Raw genomic sequence first — 16,211 nt, 5'->3', positions numbered from 1 at the left:
TCCGCTTACGCCGAAAACGCCCGAATCATGCCGGCCGCGACTGTGTGATGCGTCGCTTCGTCGATCAGCACGAATGCACCCGTGCCCTGATGCGAGTCGTACGCGTCGCACACCAGCGGCTTTTGCAGCGTCAACGACACGCGGCCGATGTCGTTCATCGCCAGTTCCTTGCGATCAGTCGCTTGCGACAGCGTATGCACGTCCAGCACTTCCTTGATCGCGCCGATGCGCGCGAACACCGTATTGGTGGTCTGCTTCAACAGATACTTGCGTTGCGTCGACAGCGGCGTGTCGTCGAACCAGCACAAGTCGGCTTCGAGCTTCTTCGCCGGCTCCGGCGCCGCCTCGCGCAGCACGAAGGTGTCGCCGCGCGAAACGTCGACGTCTTCTGCCAGACGAATCGTTACGGTTTGGCCCGCAAACGCGCGATCCACCTGCGCGGTGCCGCCCGTCACCGGGGCGATAATCTCGGCAATCGTCGCTTCGCGATTCGCCGGCAACACGACGATCGTGTCGCCCACCTTCACTTCACCCGCTTCCACGCGGCCCATGTAGCCGCGGAAATCGTCGGCCTGGCTGCCGTCCTGGCGCGCCACCCATTGCACCGGAAAACGCAGCGCCTGACCGGTCGGCACTTCGACCGGCAACGCTTCGAGCACGTCGAGCAACGGCTCGCCCGCATACCACGGCATGCTTTCGCTCGCCGTCACGATGTTGTCGCCCTTGAGCGCCGACACCGGCACGAAGCGCACGTCGTTCAAACCCAGCTGACGCGCGAGTTCGACATACGCATCGCGAATCTCGTTGAAGCGCGTTTCGCTGTAGTCGACCAGATCCATTTTGTTGATCGCGACAATCGCATGCTGCAAGCCGAGCAGCTTCACGATCGCGCTATGACGCTTGGTTTGCGGCAACAGTTGCGCGACGCCATCCACAAAGGTCACACGCGTTGCGTCGACCAGGATGATCGCCGCGTGCGCGGTCGAGGCACCGGTCACCATATTGCGCGTGTACTGCTCATGGCCCGGCGTATCGGCGATGATGAACTTGCGCTTGGCCGTGGCGAAGTAGCGGTACGCGACGTCGATCGTGATGCCCTGCTCGCGCTCGGCTTCGAGGCCGTCGGTCAGCAGCGACAGATCGATTTCGTCGCCGACGGTACGCTTGTTTTTCGCGCGCGACAGTGCCGAGAGTTGATCGCTCAATACCGCTTTGCTGTCGTACAGCAGGCGGCCGATCAACGTGCTCTTGCCGTCGTCGACGCTACCCGCAGTGATGAAACGCAGCACGCCGAGGTCTTCTGGTTGATGAATATTCATTTGCATTGCCTTCGTCGTGTGCTTAGAAATAACCTTGCTTCTTGCGCTGTTCCATCGCGGCTTCGGAGACCTGATCGTCCATCCGCGTCGCGCCGCGTTCCGTGATTTCGGTTACGGCCGTTTCTGCGATGATCTTCTCGAGATCGTCCGCGTCGCTTTCCACCGGGCACGTGCAGCTGATATCGCCCACCGTGCGGAAACGCACCAGCGCGGTTTCGCTGGTTTCGCCTTCACGCATCGGCGTAATCGGCGTGACCGGCACCAGCAGGCCGTTGCGTCGCACGATCTCGCGCTGATGCGCGTAATAGATCGACGGCAGTTCCAGCTGTTCACGGGCGATGTATTGCCACACGTCGAGTTCCGTCCAGTTCGAAATCGGGAACACGCGCAGATGCTCGCCGTTGTGCAGACGCGCATTAAACAGGCTCCACAGTTCCGGGCGCTGCGCCTTCGGATCCCATTGGCCGAATTCGTCGCGGAACGAGAAGATCCGTTCTTTCGCACGGGCCTTTTCTTCGTCGCGGCGCGCGCCGCCGATCAGCGCGGTGTACTCATGTTCGGCGATCGTTTCGAGCAGCGTGACGGCTTGCGCGGCGTTGCGCGAATCCGTTTCGCGGCGCAGGCGCACGGTGCCGCGCTTGATCGAATCTTCAACGTGACCCACCACGAGTTCAGCGCCGATCTCTTTCGCACGACGATCGCGGAAGTCGATCACTTCGTCATAGTTGTGGCCGGTGTCGATATGCACGAGCGGGAACGGCAGCACGGTCTTGCGATTCGCGCCAATGCCGAAGGCCTTCAGTGCGAGGTGCAGCACCACTACCGAATCCTTGCCGCCCGAGAACAGCAGCGCAGGCTTGCTGCATTCGGCGACCAGTTCGCGCAGGATGTGAATCGACTCGGCTTCGAGCCAATCGAGGTGATCCATCCGGTTCGCCGTGTTGGCGAGCGGTGCATTGACAGTGGAATCGAGCGTGGTGCTCATATCTGGGTCCTTCGTTGGTTCGCGTCGCAAGCGGTTGCCTGCGTCGCGGAAGTATTCAAATCGGTATGTGCGGCGTTCAGTGCAAAAGCCAAGGCCTGAATTCACCTGGACTTTGCCGCACCGTCAAGCAGAGGCGTTTTCGCTGCTGCCGACGGGAATCGGTGTAATCGTCGTGATGTGCAGCCCGCATTCCTTCGTATCGCGCGACTCCCACCACCAGCGCCCTGCCCGGCTATCTTCGCCGGGACGGATCGCGCGGGTACAGGGCTCGCAGCCGATGCTCGGATAACCACGCGCATGCAGCGGATTGACCGGTACGTCGAACGCCTTGAGGTAGTCCCACACCTCGGTCTCGGTCCAGTCCGTCAGTGGATTGAACTTGGCGATATTGCGCGCGGCGTCGTGTTCTTCCGCGTGCAGTTCAGCACGCGTCACCGACTGCTCGCGGCGCTGGCCCGTTACCCATGCGCTGACATCCGAGAGCGCGCGGTTCAACGGCTCGACCTTGCGGATTTCGCAGCAGCGCTTGCGCAGATCGACGCTTTCGTAGAACGCATTCAGACCATGCGAAGCAACGTATTCATCGACCGCGGCAGCTTGCGGATGAAACTGCTCGATCTCGTAGCCATAGCGCTCTTTCACACGATCGAGCATGCCGAGCGTTTCAGCATGCAGACGCCCGGTATTCAGCGAGAAAATGCCGATCTTCACGCCGCGCGAGAGAATCGCGTGCGTGAGCAACATGTCTTCGGCAGCGAGACTGCTGGCGAGCTTCACGTTCGCGTGACGCGCGGCGATCGAGTCGAGCAATGCGTCGAGCCGCTCGACCTTCGCAGCAAGCTCCGGCGTGAGCGATTCTGCGCTGCTCATGCCGATGCCTTGGCCAGTTCGCCCGCTTCACGGCGGCGGAACAGCGGCGACGTGTTCACCGCGCCCTGGTAGTTGAAGCTGAATTCGTCGAACGCTTTCAGCGCGTCGTCGAAATCTTTGTCTTCGCGCAGCGCGTAGGCGTCGAAACCGCAGCGGAACATGAACGTGATCTGATCGCGCAGCACATCGCCGATCGCGCGCAGTTCACCCGTGTAGCCATAGCGCTCGCGCAACAGGCGGCCGATGCTATAGCCACGGCCGTCGCGGAACACCGGGAAGTCCACGCCGATCAGCGCAATCTTGTCGAAGTCGCCGACGATATCCGCCGGTTCGCTATCCGGCGCGAGCCACACGCCGATCTCGGCGGCGCTGCGCGAAGCGATCAACGCCTCGCGCGCAGCCTGCCAAAATGCGAGCGGCACCAGCACCTTGCCGGCCGGCAGTGCATCTACCGCGGGCAAGCTGCCGTCTTCCGCTGCGCGCACTACCGTCCAGTCATCGTTGACGATCGCGCGGTTCTTGATAATCGAAGCCATCTGCTAGTTCCTTGTATCGCGGCGGTTACGCGTGAGCCGGTTGGCGCGAGGCGTACACCCGTTCCTTGAACGGGGTGATGCCGATGCGGTTGTACGTTTCGATGAAGCGCTCGCCTTCGTGGCGGTTCTCCACGAACGTATCGATCACCTTGCTCATCACGTCCGGCATTTCTTCGGCCGAGAACGACGGGCCGATCACGCGGCCGAGGTGCGCGCCAGTCGCGCCCGTACCCTGCTCGCCGCCGAGCGTCACCTGATACCACTCCGAGCCGTCCTTATCGACGCCCAGAATGCCGATGTTGCCGACGTGGTGGTGACCGCACGCGTTGATACAGCCCGAAATGTTCAGCGACACGTCGCCCAGGTCGTACACGTAGTCGAGATCGTTGAAACGTTCCTGAATCGCCAGCGCGATCGGAATCGACTTCGCGTTCGCGAGCGAGCAGAAATCGCCACCCGGGCACGCGATGATGTCGGTCAGCAAGCCAATGTTCGGCGTCGCGAAACCTTGTGCCTTGGCTTTTTCCCACAGCGCGAACAGATCGCGCTTCTTCACGTTGGCGAGAATCAGGTTCTGTTCGTGCGACACGCGGATTTCGCCAAGCGAGTACTCGTCGGCCCAATCGGCCACCGCTTCCATTTGCGCGTCGGTTGCATCGCCCGGAGCGATCGTGGTCGGCTTCAGCGACAACGTGACCGATGCATAACCCGTCACCTTGTGCGGACGCACGTTACGTTCGACCCAGCGTGCAAACGGGCGGCTTTCCAGCAGATGCTTTTCGAACGATGCGTCGGTATCAGCCAGCTTTTCGTACACCGGCGGCTGGAAGTATTGCGACACGCGATCGACTTCGGCTTGCGTGAGGGTCGAAGGACCGTCCTTCAGGTGTTGCCATTCCTCTTCGACCTGCGCCGAGAATTTCTCCGGGCTCAGCGCCTTCACGAGAATCTTGATACGCGCCTTGTACATGTTGTCGCGACGGCCGTAGCGGTTGTACACGCGCAGCACGGCTTCGCAGTACGTCAGCAGGTGCTGCCACGGCAGATCGCGGCGGATGATCGCACCGATGATCGGCGTACGGCCCATGCCGCCGCCGGCCAGGATATCAGCCACCAGTTCGCCCTGCTCGTTCTTCTTCAGATACACGCCCATGTCGTGAATCTGCACGGCAGCACGGTCTTCCTTCGAACCCGACACAGCGATCTTGAACTTACGCGGCAGCCATGCGAATTCCGGATGGAACGTCGACCATTGACGCAGGATTTCTGCCCACGGACGCGGATCGACTACTTCGTCCGGCGCCACGCCGGCGAACTGGTCGGCCGTGATGTTACGAATACAGTTACCCGAAGTCTGGATGCCGTGCATCTGCACCGCGGCGAGCTTGCGCAGGATTTCCGGCGTTTCTTCGAGCTTGATCCAGTTGTACTGGATGTTCGAGCGCGTCGAAAAGTGGCCGTAACCGCGGTCGTGCTCGCGTGCGATCTGCGCCAGCACGCGCATCTGGTCGCTGCGCAGGTTGCCGTACGGAATCGCGATGCGGTGCATGTACGCGTGGCGCTGCAGGTACAGCCCGTTCTGCAGGCGCAGCGGACGGAACTCCTCTTCGCTCAATTCGCCCGACAAGCGGCGGCGAACCTGGTCGGCATACTGCACAACCCGTTCATCGACGATGGTCTGGTCGTACTGATCGTATTGGTACATTCGGGGACCCCAATTTTTTTGCAGTAACACACGGCGATCCGGGGGCCGGCCACCCGATTTCGCCGCGCTCCGGATATCTCTTTGTCAGCGCCTGAGAGTCAGGGTTTAGACCTATCTCTCATTTGCTTATGACAAATACAGATATCCATATTGAAAAAGATGGACAGATCGTAATAAACTCGCCTTATATTTCAAACGACTAAAAAATTATTTTGATATGCGGAGAGGTTATATATGAACCTGCACCAATTCCGCTTCGTCCGCGAGGCCGTGCGCCAGAACTTCAACCTCACCGAGGCGGCTAAAGCGCTGTTTACAAGCCAGCCGGGCGTCTCCAAGGCGATCATCGAGCTGGAGGATGAACTGGGCGTGGAAATCTTCACGCGGCACGGCAAACGCGTGCGTTCGCTGACCGAGCCGGGGCGCATCATTCTGCAGTCAGTCGAGAAGATCTTGCAGGAAGTCGAGAGCCTGAAGCGGGTCGGTAAAGATTACGCGGCGCAGGATCAGGGCAATCTGGTGATCGCCGCCACGCATACTCAGGCGCGCTACTCACTTCCGGCCGCCATCGCCGAATTCAAGAAGCGCTTCCCGAAAGTTCACCTTTCAATCTTGCAAGGCAGCCCGACCCAGGTGGCCGAAATGGTGCTGCACGATCAGGCGGACCTGGCCATCGCCACCGAAGCGATCGCTAACTATAAGGAACTGGTGTCGCTGCCGTGCTTCCAGTGGTACCACCTCGCCGTGATGCAGCCGGACCATCCGCTGCTCGACCGCAAACTTCTGTCGCTAGACGATCTGACCCAGTATCCGCTGATCACCTACGACAACGCGTTCGCCGGCCGCACCAAGATCAACGAGGCGTTCCGCCTGCGCGGGTTGCATCCGGACATCGTGCTGGAGGCGATCGACGCCGACGTGATCAAGACCTATGTGGAACTGGGTCTGGGCGTCGGCATCATGGCGGACATCGCGTTCAACGCCGAGCGCGACCGCCATTTGCGGGCGATGCCGGTCGGCCACCTGTTCGGCAGCAACGTGACGCGGGTCGCACTGAAACAGGGTGCCTATCTGCGCAGCTATGTGTATACGCTCGTCGAACTGCTGTCGCCGAGTATGAACCGCAAGCTGATCGAGCAGGCGCTAAAAGGCGAACACGAAACCTACGAACTTTAACATCACCACCGCTTCCTGCTATCCCCGCTACGGAGACCTCTCGATGACGTCGCATAAAAACAGACTTCGCGGCCTGGCCGCTCTCGGCGCGCTCTTGCTCGCCACCGCAGCACATGCCGATATCAAGGTCGGCATCGATCTGTCGAGCACCGGCCCGGCCGCCGTGATCGGCATCACCAGCAAGAACGCGATGCTGATGTGGACGGCCACGATCGCCGGCCAGAAAGCCGACTACATTTTCCTCGACGACGGTTCCGATCCGGGCACCGCCGTGCGCAACGTCCACAAGCTGATCAATGAAGATCATGTCGACGTGATCGTTGGCCCGAATATCACGCCGGCGGCGATGGCGGCGCTCGATCCGGTTGCCGAAAGCCAGACGCCGATGATCACGCTGGTCGGCTCCGCGAGCGTGGTCGAACCGCAGGAAGGCAAGAAGGTGTGGGCCTACAAGATGGCGCAGACCGACAGCGCGATGGCCGACGTGATGACGCGCTACATGTCGAACCACAACGTGAAGACGGTGGGCTTCATCGGTTTCGCGGACGGCTACGGCGAAAGCTGGCTCAACGAGTTCAGCAAGTTCGCGGCTTTGCGGCACATTCAACTGGTGGCAACGGAGCGCTATAACCGCACCGACGCCAGCGTCACTGGCCAGATTCTCAAGCTGATGGCCGCCAAACCCGACGCGATCCTGATTGCCGGCGCCGGCACGCCGACCGTGCTGCCGCAGCGCACGCTGATCGAACGCGGCTTCAAAGGCCCGATTTACCAGACCCATGGCATCGCCACGCCGGAATTCATCAAGCTGGGCGGCAAGGACGTGGAGGGTACGCTGTTCCCCACCCAGCCGGTGGTGGTCGCGCACACGCTGCCCGCCGATCATCCGGCCAGGAAAGCGGCGCTCGCGTTCACGAGCGAATATGAGGCGAAGTACGGTGCGGGCAGTGTCACCCAGTTCGCGGGCGATGCAGCGGGCGTGTATCCGCGTCTTCAGGACGCAGTGGCGCGCGCATTGAAAACGGCTCAGCCGGGCACGCCGGCATTCCGCGCGGCGTTGCGCGACGAACTGGAACATGCGCATGAACTGGTCGTGCCGAATGGCGTGGTCAATACGAGCGCCAAGGATCACGTCGGCCTCGATCAACGCGCCAGCGTGATGGGCGTCATCAAGAACGGCAAGTTCACGTACTTGAGTCAATAAGCGTCAAGAAAAGCATGCGCGCCGCCTGACTACGCCGTTTGGGTGCCGCGTATCGGGCACGCTGCGTGTACCATGCTGACGGCCAGCTTGCGGTGACCGCAGGCTCAGGCTAATTTGCCGATTCCGTGCGAGCGCGGCGCCCTGATCAGGCGTCGCCGCGCATCGCCCAGTCCGTGAAGTCCGTCAGACCGCGCATGCAAACAACCAGAAAACGCATCATCATCGCCACCGTTGTGGCTGTCGTGATCCTCGCCATCGCGATCGGCCAGGCCATCAGAAAGCGCAGCGCCCCCGCAGCCGCAACCGATACGGCCGCCTCGATCGTCGAATTCGCGCCCGAGGACCTCACCACCGTTAGCCGTCGTACGCTCTCCGAAACGCTGCCGCTGACGGGTTCGCTGCGCGCGGTCACGCAAGCCGCGGTGAAATCGAAAGTGGCCGGCTCCGCACTCGAAGTCGAGGTGCGCGAAGGCGATTCGGTCAAGACCGGTCAGATTCTCGCCAGAATCGATGCGCGCGACTATCTGGCACGCGCCGAGCAGACCCGCGGACAGATGGCGGCCATGGCCGGCCAGCTCGACATCGCCAAACAGACGCTCGACAACAATCGCGTGCTGGTCGAGAAAGGCTTCATTTCGAAGAACGCGTTCGACACCGCGCAGAGCCAGTACGAAATCGCCCGCGCGAATCTCGACGCGGCGAAGGCCGCGCTCGCTTCGTCGAATCTGTCGCTGGCCGATACCGTCGTACGCTCGCCTCTGGACGGGCAGATCGCGTCGCGCTCGGTCGAGCCCGGCGAGAAAGTCGCCGTCGATACCAAGCTGTTCGACGTGGTGGATCTGCGCACGCTCGAACTGGAGGCGCCGGTGCCGGTCGGCGAGATCGGGCGGGTGCGGATCGGCCAGCCGGTGCGCATCGCCTTCGACGGCATCGACGCGCCCGTGCTCGGCGCGATCACGCGCATCAACCCGGCCGCTCAGGCCGGCTCGCGTTCCATCATGGTGTATGTGCGGATCGCCAATCCGTCGGCCACGCTGCGGGTCGGCATGTTCGGCACCGGCACGATCGCGGTCGGCAGCCGGCAGAACGTGCTGGTCGTGCCCGCCACCGCGGTGCGCACCGACGGCACGCGCCGCAGCGTCTACGCGCTGATCGACGGCAAGCTGGTCGAACAGCCGGTGCAGACCGGCGCAACCGGCGACGCCGACGGCGAAGGCAACGACGACGCGTGGACCGAGATCAGCGGCGGCCCGTTGGCGCTCGGCCAGCAGATCGTCAGGAACAATCTCGGCTCGTTGCGGATCGGCAGCACCGTGCATGTCGTGAAGCCTGCGCAAGCTGGGCCATCTGGGCAATCCGGGCCGCAAGCGGCCGGCGCCACTCGCTGACCGGAGCCCCGCCCTATGTGGTTCACCCGCATCAGCATCGGCAACCCGGTGCTCGCCACGATGATGATGATGGCGTTTGTCGTCATCGGTCTGTTTTCGTATCAGCGGCTGAAGGTCGATCAGTTCCCGGACATCACCTTCCCGATCGTGGTCGTCCAGACCGCCTATCCGGGCGCGTCGCCGGAATCGGTCGAGTCCGACGTGACGCGCAAGATCGAGGAGGCGGTCAATACGATCAGCGGCATCGACGAAATCACGTCGCGTTCGTATGACGCGCAGTCGGTCGTGATCGTGCAGTTCGATTTGTCCGTGGATGCGGTGCAGGCCGCCCAGGACGTGCGCGACAAGATCGCGCTGATCCGCCCCGATCTGCGCGACGGCGTGAAGGAGCCGCGCGTGCTGCGTTACGATCCGGCGGATATGCCGATTGTCACGGTGGCCGTATCGAACGCGCCGGGCGCATCGCTGTCGACGCGCGATCTCACCACCGTCGCCGATCAGATCGTGCGCAAGCGGCTCGAAACGGTGCGTGGCGTCGGCTCGGTCACGCTCGTGGGCGGCGTGAAGCGCCAGGTGCAGATCGACGTGAATCCGCAGAAGCTGCAGGCGTTGTCGATCGGCGTCGACCAGGTGATCCGCGCGGTGCAGAACGAGAATCAGGAGATTCCCGCCGGCCCGCTGACCTCCCGCAACGTCGAGCAGACCGTGCAGGTCAAGGGCCGCTTCGAGAAGCCGGACGATTTCAAGCGCATCATCGTCGCGCGGCGCGGCGCGCAGTCGGCGATTCCGAGCGCGTCTTCCGCCACGCAGCCGGTCACGCTCGATCAGGTCGCCGATGTCGTGGACGGTCAGCAGGAACCCGACAGCATGGCGTTGCTGAACGGCCAGCGCGCGTTGTTCCTGTCGATCATCAAGGCGCAAGGCGAGAACACGGTGGATGTCGCCCACGGCGTACGCGACGAAGTCGCGCGTTTGCAGCCGCAACTTCCACCCGGTGTGCAACTCAGCATCACCGACGATTCGTCGATCAATATCGAAGACAGCGTCAACGAAGTGAAGCGCACGCTGCTGGAAGGCGCGCTGCTGACGGTGCTGATCGTGTTCCTGTTCCTCGGCTCGTGGCGCAGCACGGTGATCACTGGCCTCACGCTGCCGATCGCGCTGATCGGCACGTTCGCCGTGATGTACGCGTGTGGCTTCACGATCAATGTGATCACGCTGATGGCGCTGTCGCTCTGCGTCGGTTTGCTGATCGACGACGCAATCGTGGTGCGCGAGAACATCGTGCGCCACGTGCAACTCGGCGCGGACCATCGCACGGCCGCGCTCGACGGCACGAAGGAAATCGCGCTCGCCGTGCTGGCGACCACCTTCTCGATCGTCGCCGTGTTCCTGCCGGTGGGTTTCATGGGCGGGATCATCGGCCGCTTCTTCCATCAGTTCGGCATTACGGTGGCCGCGGCCGTGCTGATCTCGATGTTCGTGTCGTTCACGCTCGACCCGATGTTGTCGTCGATCTGGCCGGACCCCGATCTGCATGACGCCGACACCGGCCGCAAGGGCTATCGCTACGGACGCACCATCGCGCGTTTTCTGCATCTGTTCGACACGCAGATCGACCGCCTCACCGGGTTCTATCAGCGCCTGCTCGGCTGGTCGCTCAGGCATCGCGCGATCACGCTGGTGGTGGCCGCGGCGACCTTCTTCGGCAGCCTGTTTCTGGTGCCGTTCGTGGGTACGGAATTCGTGCCGAACGCGGACTTCTCCGAAACGCAGATCGGCTTGAACACGCCGGTGGGCACCTCGCTCGAAGCCACCTCGGACAAGGTCGAACAGGTGCAGGCGATTCTCGCCACCTACCCGGAGGTGCGCTTCACGTATGCGACGATCAATTCCGGCAACACGCAAGGCAAGAACACCGCGCTGATTACCGTGCGGCTGAAAGACCGGCGCGATCGCACGCGTGGCATGGTGGAACTGAACCAGGTGTTTCGCGCGCGCCTCGCTTCCGTGGCGGGCGTGGAGATTACCGAAATCGGCGTGCCGGACGGCGCCGGCAGCACGAAGGCGATCCAGTTGAGCATGCAGGGCGACAACATCGACGAACTGCGCCGCCTATCCGATGCCGCGCAGGCGCGCATGGCGAAGATTCCCGGCCTTGTCGATCTCGATTCGAGCCTCAAGGCGGATAAGCCGATCGTGGCGATCAACGTCAAGCGTGAACTGGCGTCCGATCTGGGCGTTGGCGTCGCCGATATCGGCACGGCGCTGCGGCCGCTTCTGTCGGGCGACGCCATCAGCACATGGCGCGCGCCCGACGACCAGGACTACGACGTCAGCGTGCGGTTGCCGCGTTCGCAGCGCCAGGACGTCGACGATCTGGCGAAGCTGATGATCGCCACCAATCGCACCGACGCGAACGGTGCGCCCGTGCTGGTGCCGCTGCGGCAGATCGCGGATATCGTCACGACGACCGGGCCGGATGTGTTGAACCGGCGCGACCTGCAACGCGAGGTGATGTTGTCGGCGAACGTGAACGGCCGCTCGCCCGGCGAAGTCGCTTCGGATATCGCGAAGACGCTCGACGCCATGCATCTGCCGGCGGGCTATCACTACCGCTTCGAAGGCTCGACCAAGAGCATGAACGAATCGTTCGTGTACGCGGTGGAGGCGTTGGCGCTGGCGGTGGTGTTCATTTACATGATCCTGGCGTCGCAGTTCGCGAGCTTCGCGCAGCCGCTCGCGATCATGGCGTCGCTGCCGCTCACGCTGATCGGCGTGCTGATCGCACTGCTGCTGTTCGGCAGCACGCTGAACATGTTTTCGATCATCGGCTTCGTGATGTTGATGGGCCTCGTGACGAAGAACGCAATTCTGCTGGTGGACTTCGCGAATCAGGCCCGGCGTGGCACCCTGCTCGACGCGTCCGGCAAGGGCCGGATGATGGAGCGGCGCGAGGCGCTGCTCGAAGCAGCGCGCGTGCGTCTGCGGCCGATTCTGATGACCACGCTGGCGATGATCTTCGGCATGCTGCCGCTGGCGGCCGGTCTCGGCGAAGGCGGCGAGCAGCGCGGGCCGCTCGGGCAGACGGCGATCGGCGGGGTGATTACGTCGTCGATCCTGACGCTGGTGGTGGTGCCGGTGGTGTATACGGTGCTGGAGGATTGGGGGGACTGGGTGCGGCGTAAATTCCGCCGCTCGGCGCAATGACGCGCGCCACTCTCGAAGTTGCTACAGTAGAACTCTTTCACCGACCCGGCAGTCCCACATCATGCGCACCACCCGAGCCATCCACGCTGTCGAGCGTCTGAAAACGCGCAGCGGCAACCCGCAGTTCGCCGCGATCAGCCTCTCCGGCGGCCTGTTCTATCTGGTCGATAAATCGAGCGGCACCGACAAGAAAGTGTCCGATCCGCTCACACTCGACGACTTCGTGAAGTTTGTAGACGGTTTCGGGCCGCCGAAACCACGCAAGGCAAGCAAGCTGGACATCGCGTTCGAAGAACAGATCAAGAAAAGCAAGGGCGGTTGAGCCGCGCCATCAACAACTCGACTATCAACGAGATGCCTTCATGACCGAGACAAATGCCAAGTCTGTCAGCATTGCGCCCGACCACAACCAGCCCGTCCTGTCGAAAGCCCAGAAAGCGTTCAACGCGCTTATCAAACGGATTCAAAAGCGCCGTGCCACCTTGAGTGCCTGGGAAAACTTTGCGCCGGGTTTCCACCGCAAGTACGTCGACGAACTGCTGCCGCTAAAAGACGCGTATCTGGGCTTGCGGATCGACATGGCATGTTGCCTCGACGCAGCGTCTAACCGCAAAGAACTCACAGCGTCCGAGCGACGGAACGTGGCCGAATTCGCCAGCACGATGGCCAGAAATCTGCTCGCCCAACGTGAAGACGCACGATTGAAGGAAATCTACAATCGGCACAGCGGTTCGGACTATGACCGTGAAGCCGCCGCCGAGTTGAAGGATTTCAAGGCAAACCTCGAAGAAATGTTGGGCACGGAACTGGGCGACGATCTCGACATGAGTTCGCGCGACGAAGTGCTGGCACGCGTTCATGCTCTAAGGGCTCAACACGAAGCAAAAGAGAACGCCGCAAACAAACCACCGGAAGACAAGCCCGAGACCGCGAGCAAGAAATCCGCGCAACGGCTGGCGGCAGAGAAAAGGCACATGGAAGAAGGGGCTCAACGCAACCTGTCGCTTCGCGAGCTTTATCGCAAGCTAGCCAGTGAGTTGCACCCCGACCGCGAAAGCGACCCGGAAACGCGCAAGAGCAAAACTGCATTGATGCAGCGAGCAAATGACGCTTACAACAAGAGAAATCTGTTGCAATTGCTGGAATTGCAGCTTGAGTTGGAGCATCTCGATCAGAATGCAGTCAACGCAATTAGCGAAGAGCGGTTGAAATACTACAACCAGATTCTGAAGCAGCAAGTTGCCGATCTGGACCAGGAAATCGTCCGCGTCGAGACTGACCTCAAGGCAACCTACGGCCTGGATCCCTACGACTTCGCCACACCGAAAGACATGACAAGCGATCTCGCCTACGAGATTCTCGCGCACCAGCAATGGATCGTCGAAATCCAGCAGGATCTGACCGACTTCGAAGATATCCGGAACGTCAAGATCTGGCTCAAGGAGAAGGTCGAGGAGATGAAGCTGCAAAAGAAAATCGCCCGCATTGATATTAGCCGCTATCTCGCGTGAGAACCTGAGGACCGGTGCGATCTGTCTGCATCGGCGGCGTCAGTGAATCTCGCGCCACTGCCCGTCCGCCGCACTACTCGCCAGCACGGCATCGATAAAACGCAAACCGGCAACGCCATCGTCCACCGTGGTGAGCAAAAGGCTTTCGGCGGGCAACGCGCCACCCCCGTTCAAAGCTTCGATCTGCAACGCTGCATCCTTGTACAACTGCGCGAACGCTTCCAGATAACCTTCAGGATGTCCCGGCGGAACGCGCGTCGCATGCGCCGCGATCGCGCCTTTCACGCGCCCGCGCGTCAGGCGCTCAGCCGAACCGCCCAACGGCGTGAACCACAATTCGTTCGGGTTCTCCTGATCGAAGCTCAACCCCGCTTTCGTCCCATACACCCGTAGACGCAACGCGTTTTCCGCCCCCGCCGCCACCTGGCTGGCCCACAGCATGCCACGCGCGCCGTTCGCATAACGCAGCATGGCCTGCACGTGATCGTCGATGCGGCGTCCCGGAACAAACGTATGCAACTCCGCCGAAAGCGACGACGGCGTCATCCCCGTAATGAACGCGGCAAGGTGGTACGCGTGCGTGCCGATGTCGCCGAGACAGCCGGCAGGACCCGCGAGAGACGGGTCCGTACGCCAGCCCGCCTGCTTGTTCGTGCCGCTCGTTTCTAGCGGTTCAGAGAGCCAGTCCTGCGCGTACTCGACTTGCACCACGCGTATTTCACCCAGCTCACCTGCTTCGACGAGTTCGCGCGCGTGCCGCACCAGCGGATACCCGGAATACGTATGCGTCAGCGCGAACAGCCTGTTCTTCTCACGCGCGAGCTTTGCGAGCGCCTCGCCTTCAGCAAGTGAAATCGCGAGCGGCTTGTCGCAGATCACGTGAATACCGGCTTCGAGAAACGCCGTTGCCACCGGTGCGTGCAGATGATTCGGCGTGACGATCGCTACCGCGTCGATACCGTCGGTACGCGCAGCTTCTGCACGCGCCATCTCGCGCCAGTCCGCGTAGCTGCGCGCGATGCCGGCCTCGGCGGCGCTCGCCTGCGCACGCTGCGGATCGGACGACAACGCGCCCGCCACCAGTTCGAAACGATCGTCGAGCCGTGCCGCGATCCGATGCACCGCGCCGATGAACGCGCCCTGCCCGCCGCCGACCATGCCCAACCTGAGCCTTCTGTGTGACATCGCTCTGACTCCTTCTGCGATCGATCGTGGTCAAATACCCAGCACGCGGTTCAACTGCGCCGCATCAACGCCGCTCCCGGCAAAATCGTCGAATGTATGTTCGGCAACCCGAATGATGTGCCGACGAATGAACTCCGCGCCTTCGCTCGCGCCGTCCTGTGGATGCTTCAGCGCGCACTCCCATTCGAGCACCGCCCAGCCGGGAAAATCGTATTGCGCCATCTTCGAGAAGATCGCGCCGAAATCAATCTGTCCGTCGCCGAGTGAACGGAAGCGCCCAGGGCGCTCGGTCCAGCCGCTATAACTGCCGTACACGCCTGCCCGGCCGGTCGGACGAAACTCCGCATCCTTCACGTGAAAGACCTTGATGCGCTCGTGATAAATATCGATGAAGGACAGGTAATCGAGTTGCTGCAGCACGTAGTGGCTCGGATCGAACAGGATGTTCGCGCGCCGGTGCCCATCCACCCGCTCGAGAAAACGTTCGAACGTCACGCCATCGTGCAGGTCCTCGCCCGGATGCAACTCGTAGGCGATGTCGACGCCGGCTTCGTCGAACGCATCGAGAATCGGCCGCCAGCGGCGCGCGAGTTCATCGAACGCGGTTTCGACCAGACCAGCGGGACGCTGCGGCCACGGATACACGTAGGGCCACGCAAGCGCGCCAGAAAACGACACATGGGTATCAAGCCCAAGGCGCCGCGACGCCTGCGCGCACAGCTTCAACTGCTGGATTGCCCACTCGGTGCGCGCTTGCGGATTGCCGCGCACGTGCGGCGCGGCGAAGCCGTCAAATAGCAGGTCATACGCGGGATGCACCGCAACCAGTTGGCCTTGCAGATGCGAAGCCAGCTCGGTGATCTGCACACCCGCGTCGGCCACCGTGCCAAGCAATTCATCGCAATACGTCTGGCTCGACGCCGCCTGTTCGATGTCGATCAGCCGCGTATCCACCGGCACCTGAATGCCTTTGTAGCCCAGACTCGCGGCCCATGTGGCCATGTTTTCGAGCGTGTCGAAAGGCGCCTTGTCGCCCAGAAACTGGGCCAGGTAAATCGCCGGCCCCTTGATGGTTTTCATCGTATTGCTCCTCGATCAAAGGATAGGACGCCCGCCGTCAAG

13 protein-coding genes are annotated in these 16,211 nt (G+C 62.1%); 6 read left to right on the top strand and 7 right to left on the bottom strand.

Translation table 11 applies throughout. The features are described from left to right. Positions 1-5: 5 nt before the first annotated feature. The 5 genes from cysN to PQR27_RS03480 all read right to left on the bottom strand — a co-directional run bounded on the left by cysN (position 6) and on the right by PQR27_RS03480 (position 5,415). Positions 6-1,319 carry a sulfate adenylyltransferase subunit CysN gene (gene cysN, locus PQR27_RS03500; RefSeq protein ID WP_408522329.1) on the bottom strand — a complete coding sequence of 438 codons (1,314 nt, stop codon included), beginning with the start codon at positions 1,317-1,319 and terminating at the stop codon, positions 6-8. A gap of 22 nt (positions 1,320-1,341) precedes the next feature. Continuing rightward, on the bottom strand, positions 1,342-2,304 hold the full coding sequence (gene cysD, locus PQR27_RS03495) for a sulfate adenylyltransferase subunit CysD (protein WP_408522328.1): 963 nt from the start codon (positions 2,302-2,304) through the stop codon (positions 1,342-1,344). 123 nt (positions 2,305-2,427) lie between these two features. Next, a complete protein-coding gene (locus tag PQR27_RS03490) occupies positions 2,428-3,174 on the bottom strand; it encodes a phosphoadenylyl-sulfate reductase (RefSeq protein ID WP_408522327.1) in 747 nt (248 codons plus the stop codon). Continuing rightward, a complete protein-coding gene (locus PQR27_RS03485) occupies positions 3,171-3,710 on the bottom strand; it encodes a DUF934 domain-containing protein (protein WP_408522326.1) in 540 nt (179 codons plus the stop codon). Before PQR27_RS03485 ends, PQR27_RS03490 begins: the two co-directional genes overlap by 4 nt. A gap of 25 nt (positions 3,711-3,735) precedes the next feature. After that, positions 3,736-5,415, bottom strand: coding sequence for a nitrite/sulfite reductase (locus PQR27_RS03480; RefSeq protein WP_408522325.1), 1,680 nt, complete (start codon positions 5,413-5,415; stop codon positions 3,736-3,738). Positions 5,416-5,649: 234 nt separating this feature from the next. Here PQR27_RS03480 and PQR27_RS03475 point away from each other — a divergent pair, with 234 nt between their 5' ends. From PQR27_RS03475 to PQR27_RS03450, 6 genes are all read left to right on the top strand, one after another. Further along, positions 5,650-6,591 carry a CysB family HTH-type transcriptional regulator gene (locus tag PQR27_RS03475; protein WP_408522324.1) on the top strand — a complete coding sequence of 314 codons (942 nt, stop codon included), beginning with the start codon at positions 5,650-5,652 and terminating at the stop codon, positions 6,589-6,591. A gap of 43 nt (positions 6,592-6,634) precedes the next feature. Continuing rightward, a complete protein-coding gene (locus PQR27_RS03470) occupies positions 6,635-7,795 on the top strand; it encodes an ABC transporter substrate-binding protein (protein ID WP_408522323.1) in 1,161 nt (386 codons plus the stop codon). Between the two features lie 194 nt (positions 7,796-7,989). Then, positions 7,990-9,183 carry an efflux RND transporter periplasmic adaptor subunit gene (locus tag PQR27_RS03465; RefSeq protein ID WP_408522322.1) on the top strand — a complete coding sequence of 398 codons (1,194 nt, stop codon included), beginning with the start codon at positions 7,990-7,992 and terminating at the stop codon, positions 9,181-9,183. A 15-nt stretch (positions 9,184-9,198) separates the two neighbouring features. Further along, complete coding sequence (locus PQR27_RS03460) at positions 9,199-12,393, top strand: efflux RND transporter permease subunit (RefSeq protein WP_408522321.1); 3,195 nt, start codon at positions 9,199-9,201, stop codon at positions 12,391-12,393. Positions 12,394-12,454: 61 nt separating this feature from the next. Beyond that, positions 12,455-12,715: a hypothetical protein gene (locus tag PQR27_RS03455; protein WP_012432018.1), complete on the top strand. Its 261-nt coding sequence runs from the start codon at positions 12,455-12,457 to the stop codon at positions 12,713-12,715. 319 nt (positions 12,716-13,034) lie between these two features. Then, the gene (locus PQR27_RS03450; protein ID WP_408522320.1) at positions 13,035-13,904 is read left to right on the top strand and encodes a molecular chaperone DnaJ; all 870 of its coding nucleotides are present in this window, start codon (positions 13,035-13,037) and stop codon (positions 13,902-13,904) included. Between the two features lie 39 nt (positions 13,905-13,943). On the opposite strand, the gene PQR27_RS03445 is transcribed toward PQR27_RS03450, so the two are convergent. Both PQR27_RS03445 and PQR27_RS03440 read right to left on the bottom strand, forming a co-directional pair. Continuing rightward, positions 13,944-15,089: a Gfo/Idh/MocA family protein gene (locus tag PQR27_RS03445; RefSeq protein ID WP_408522319.1), complete on the bottom strand. Its 1,146-nt coding sequence runs from the start codon at positions 15,087-15,089 to the stop codon at positions 13,944-13,946. Between the two features lie 30 nt (positions 15,090-15,119). Continuing rightward, entirely contained in the window at positions 15,120-16,169 is a 1,050-nt protein-coding gene (locus tag PQR27_RS03440; protein ID WP_408522318.1) for a sugar phosphate isomerase/epimerase family protein, read from the bottom strand. Positions 16,170-16,211 lie beyond the last annotated feature (42 nt).

The organism is Paraburkholderia fungorum, assembly GCF_046027215.1.
Classification (GTDB): domain Bacteria; phylum Pseudomonadota; class Gammaproteobacteria; order Burkholderiales; family Burkholderiaceae; genus Paraburkholderia; species Paraburkholderia fungorum_D.
The sequence above is the reverse complement of the archived record's forward strand: the minus strand, read 5'-3'. Positions and strand labels throughout refer to the sequence as shown.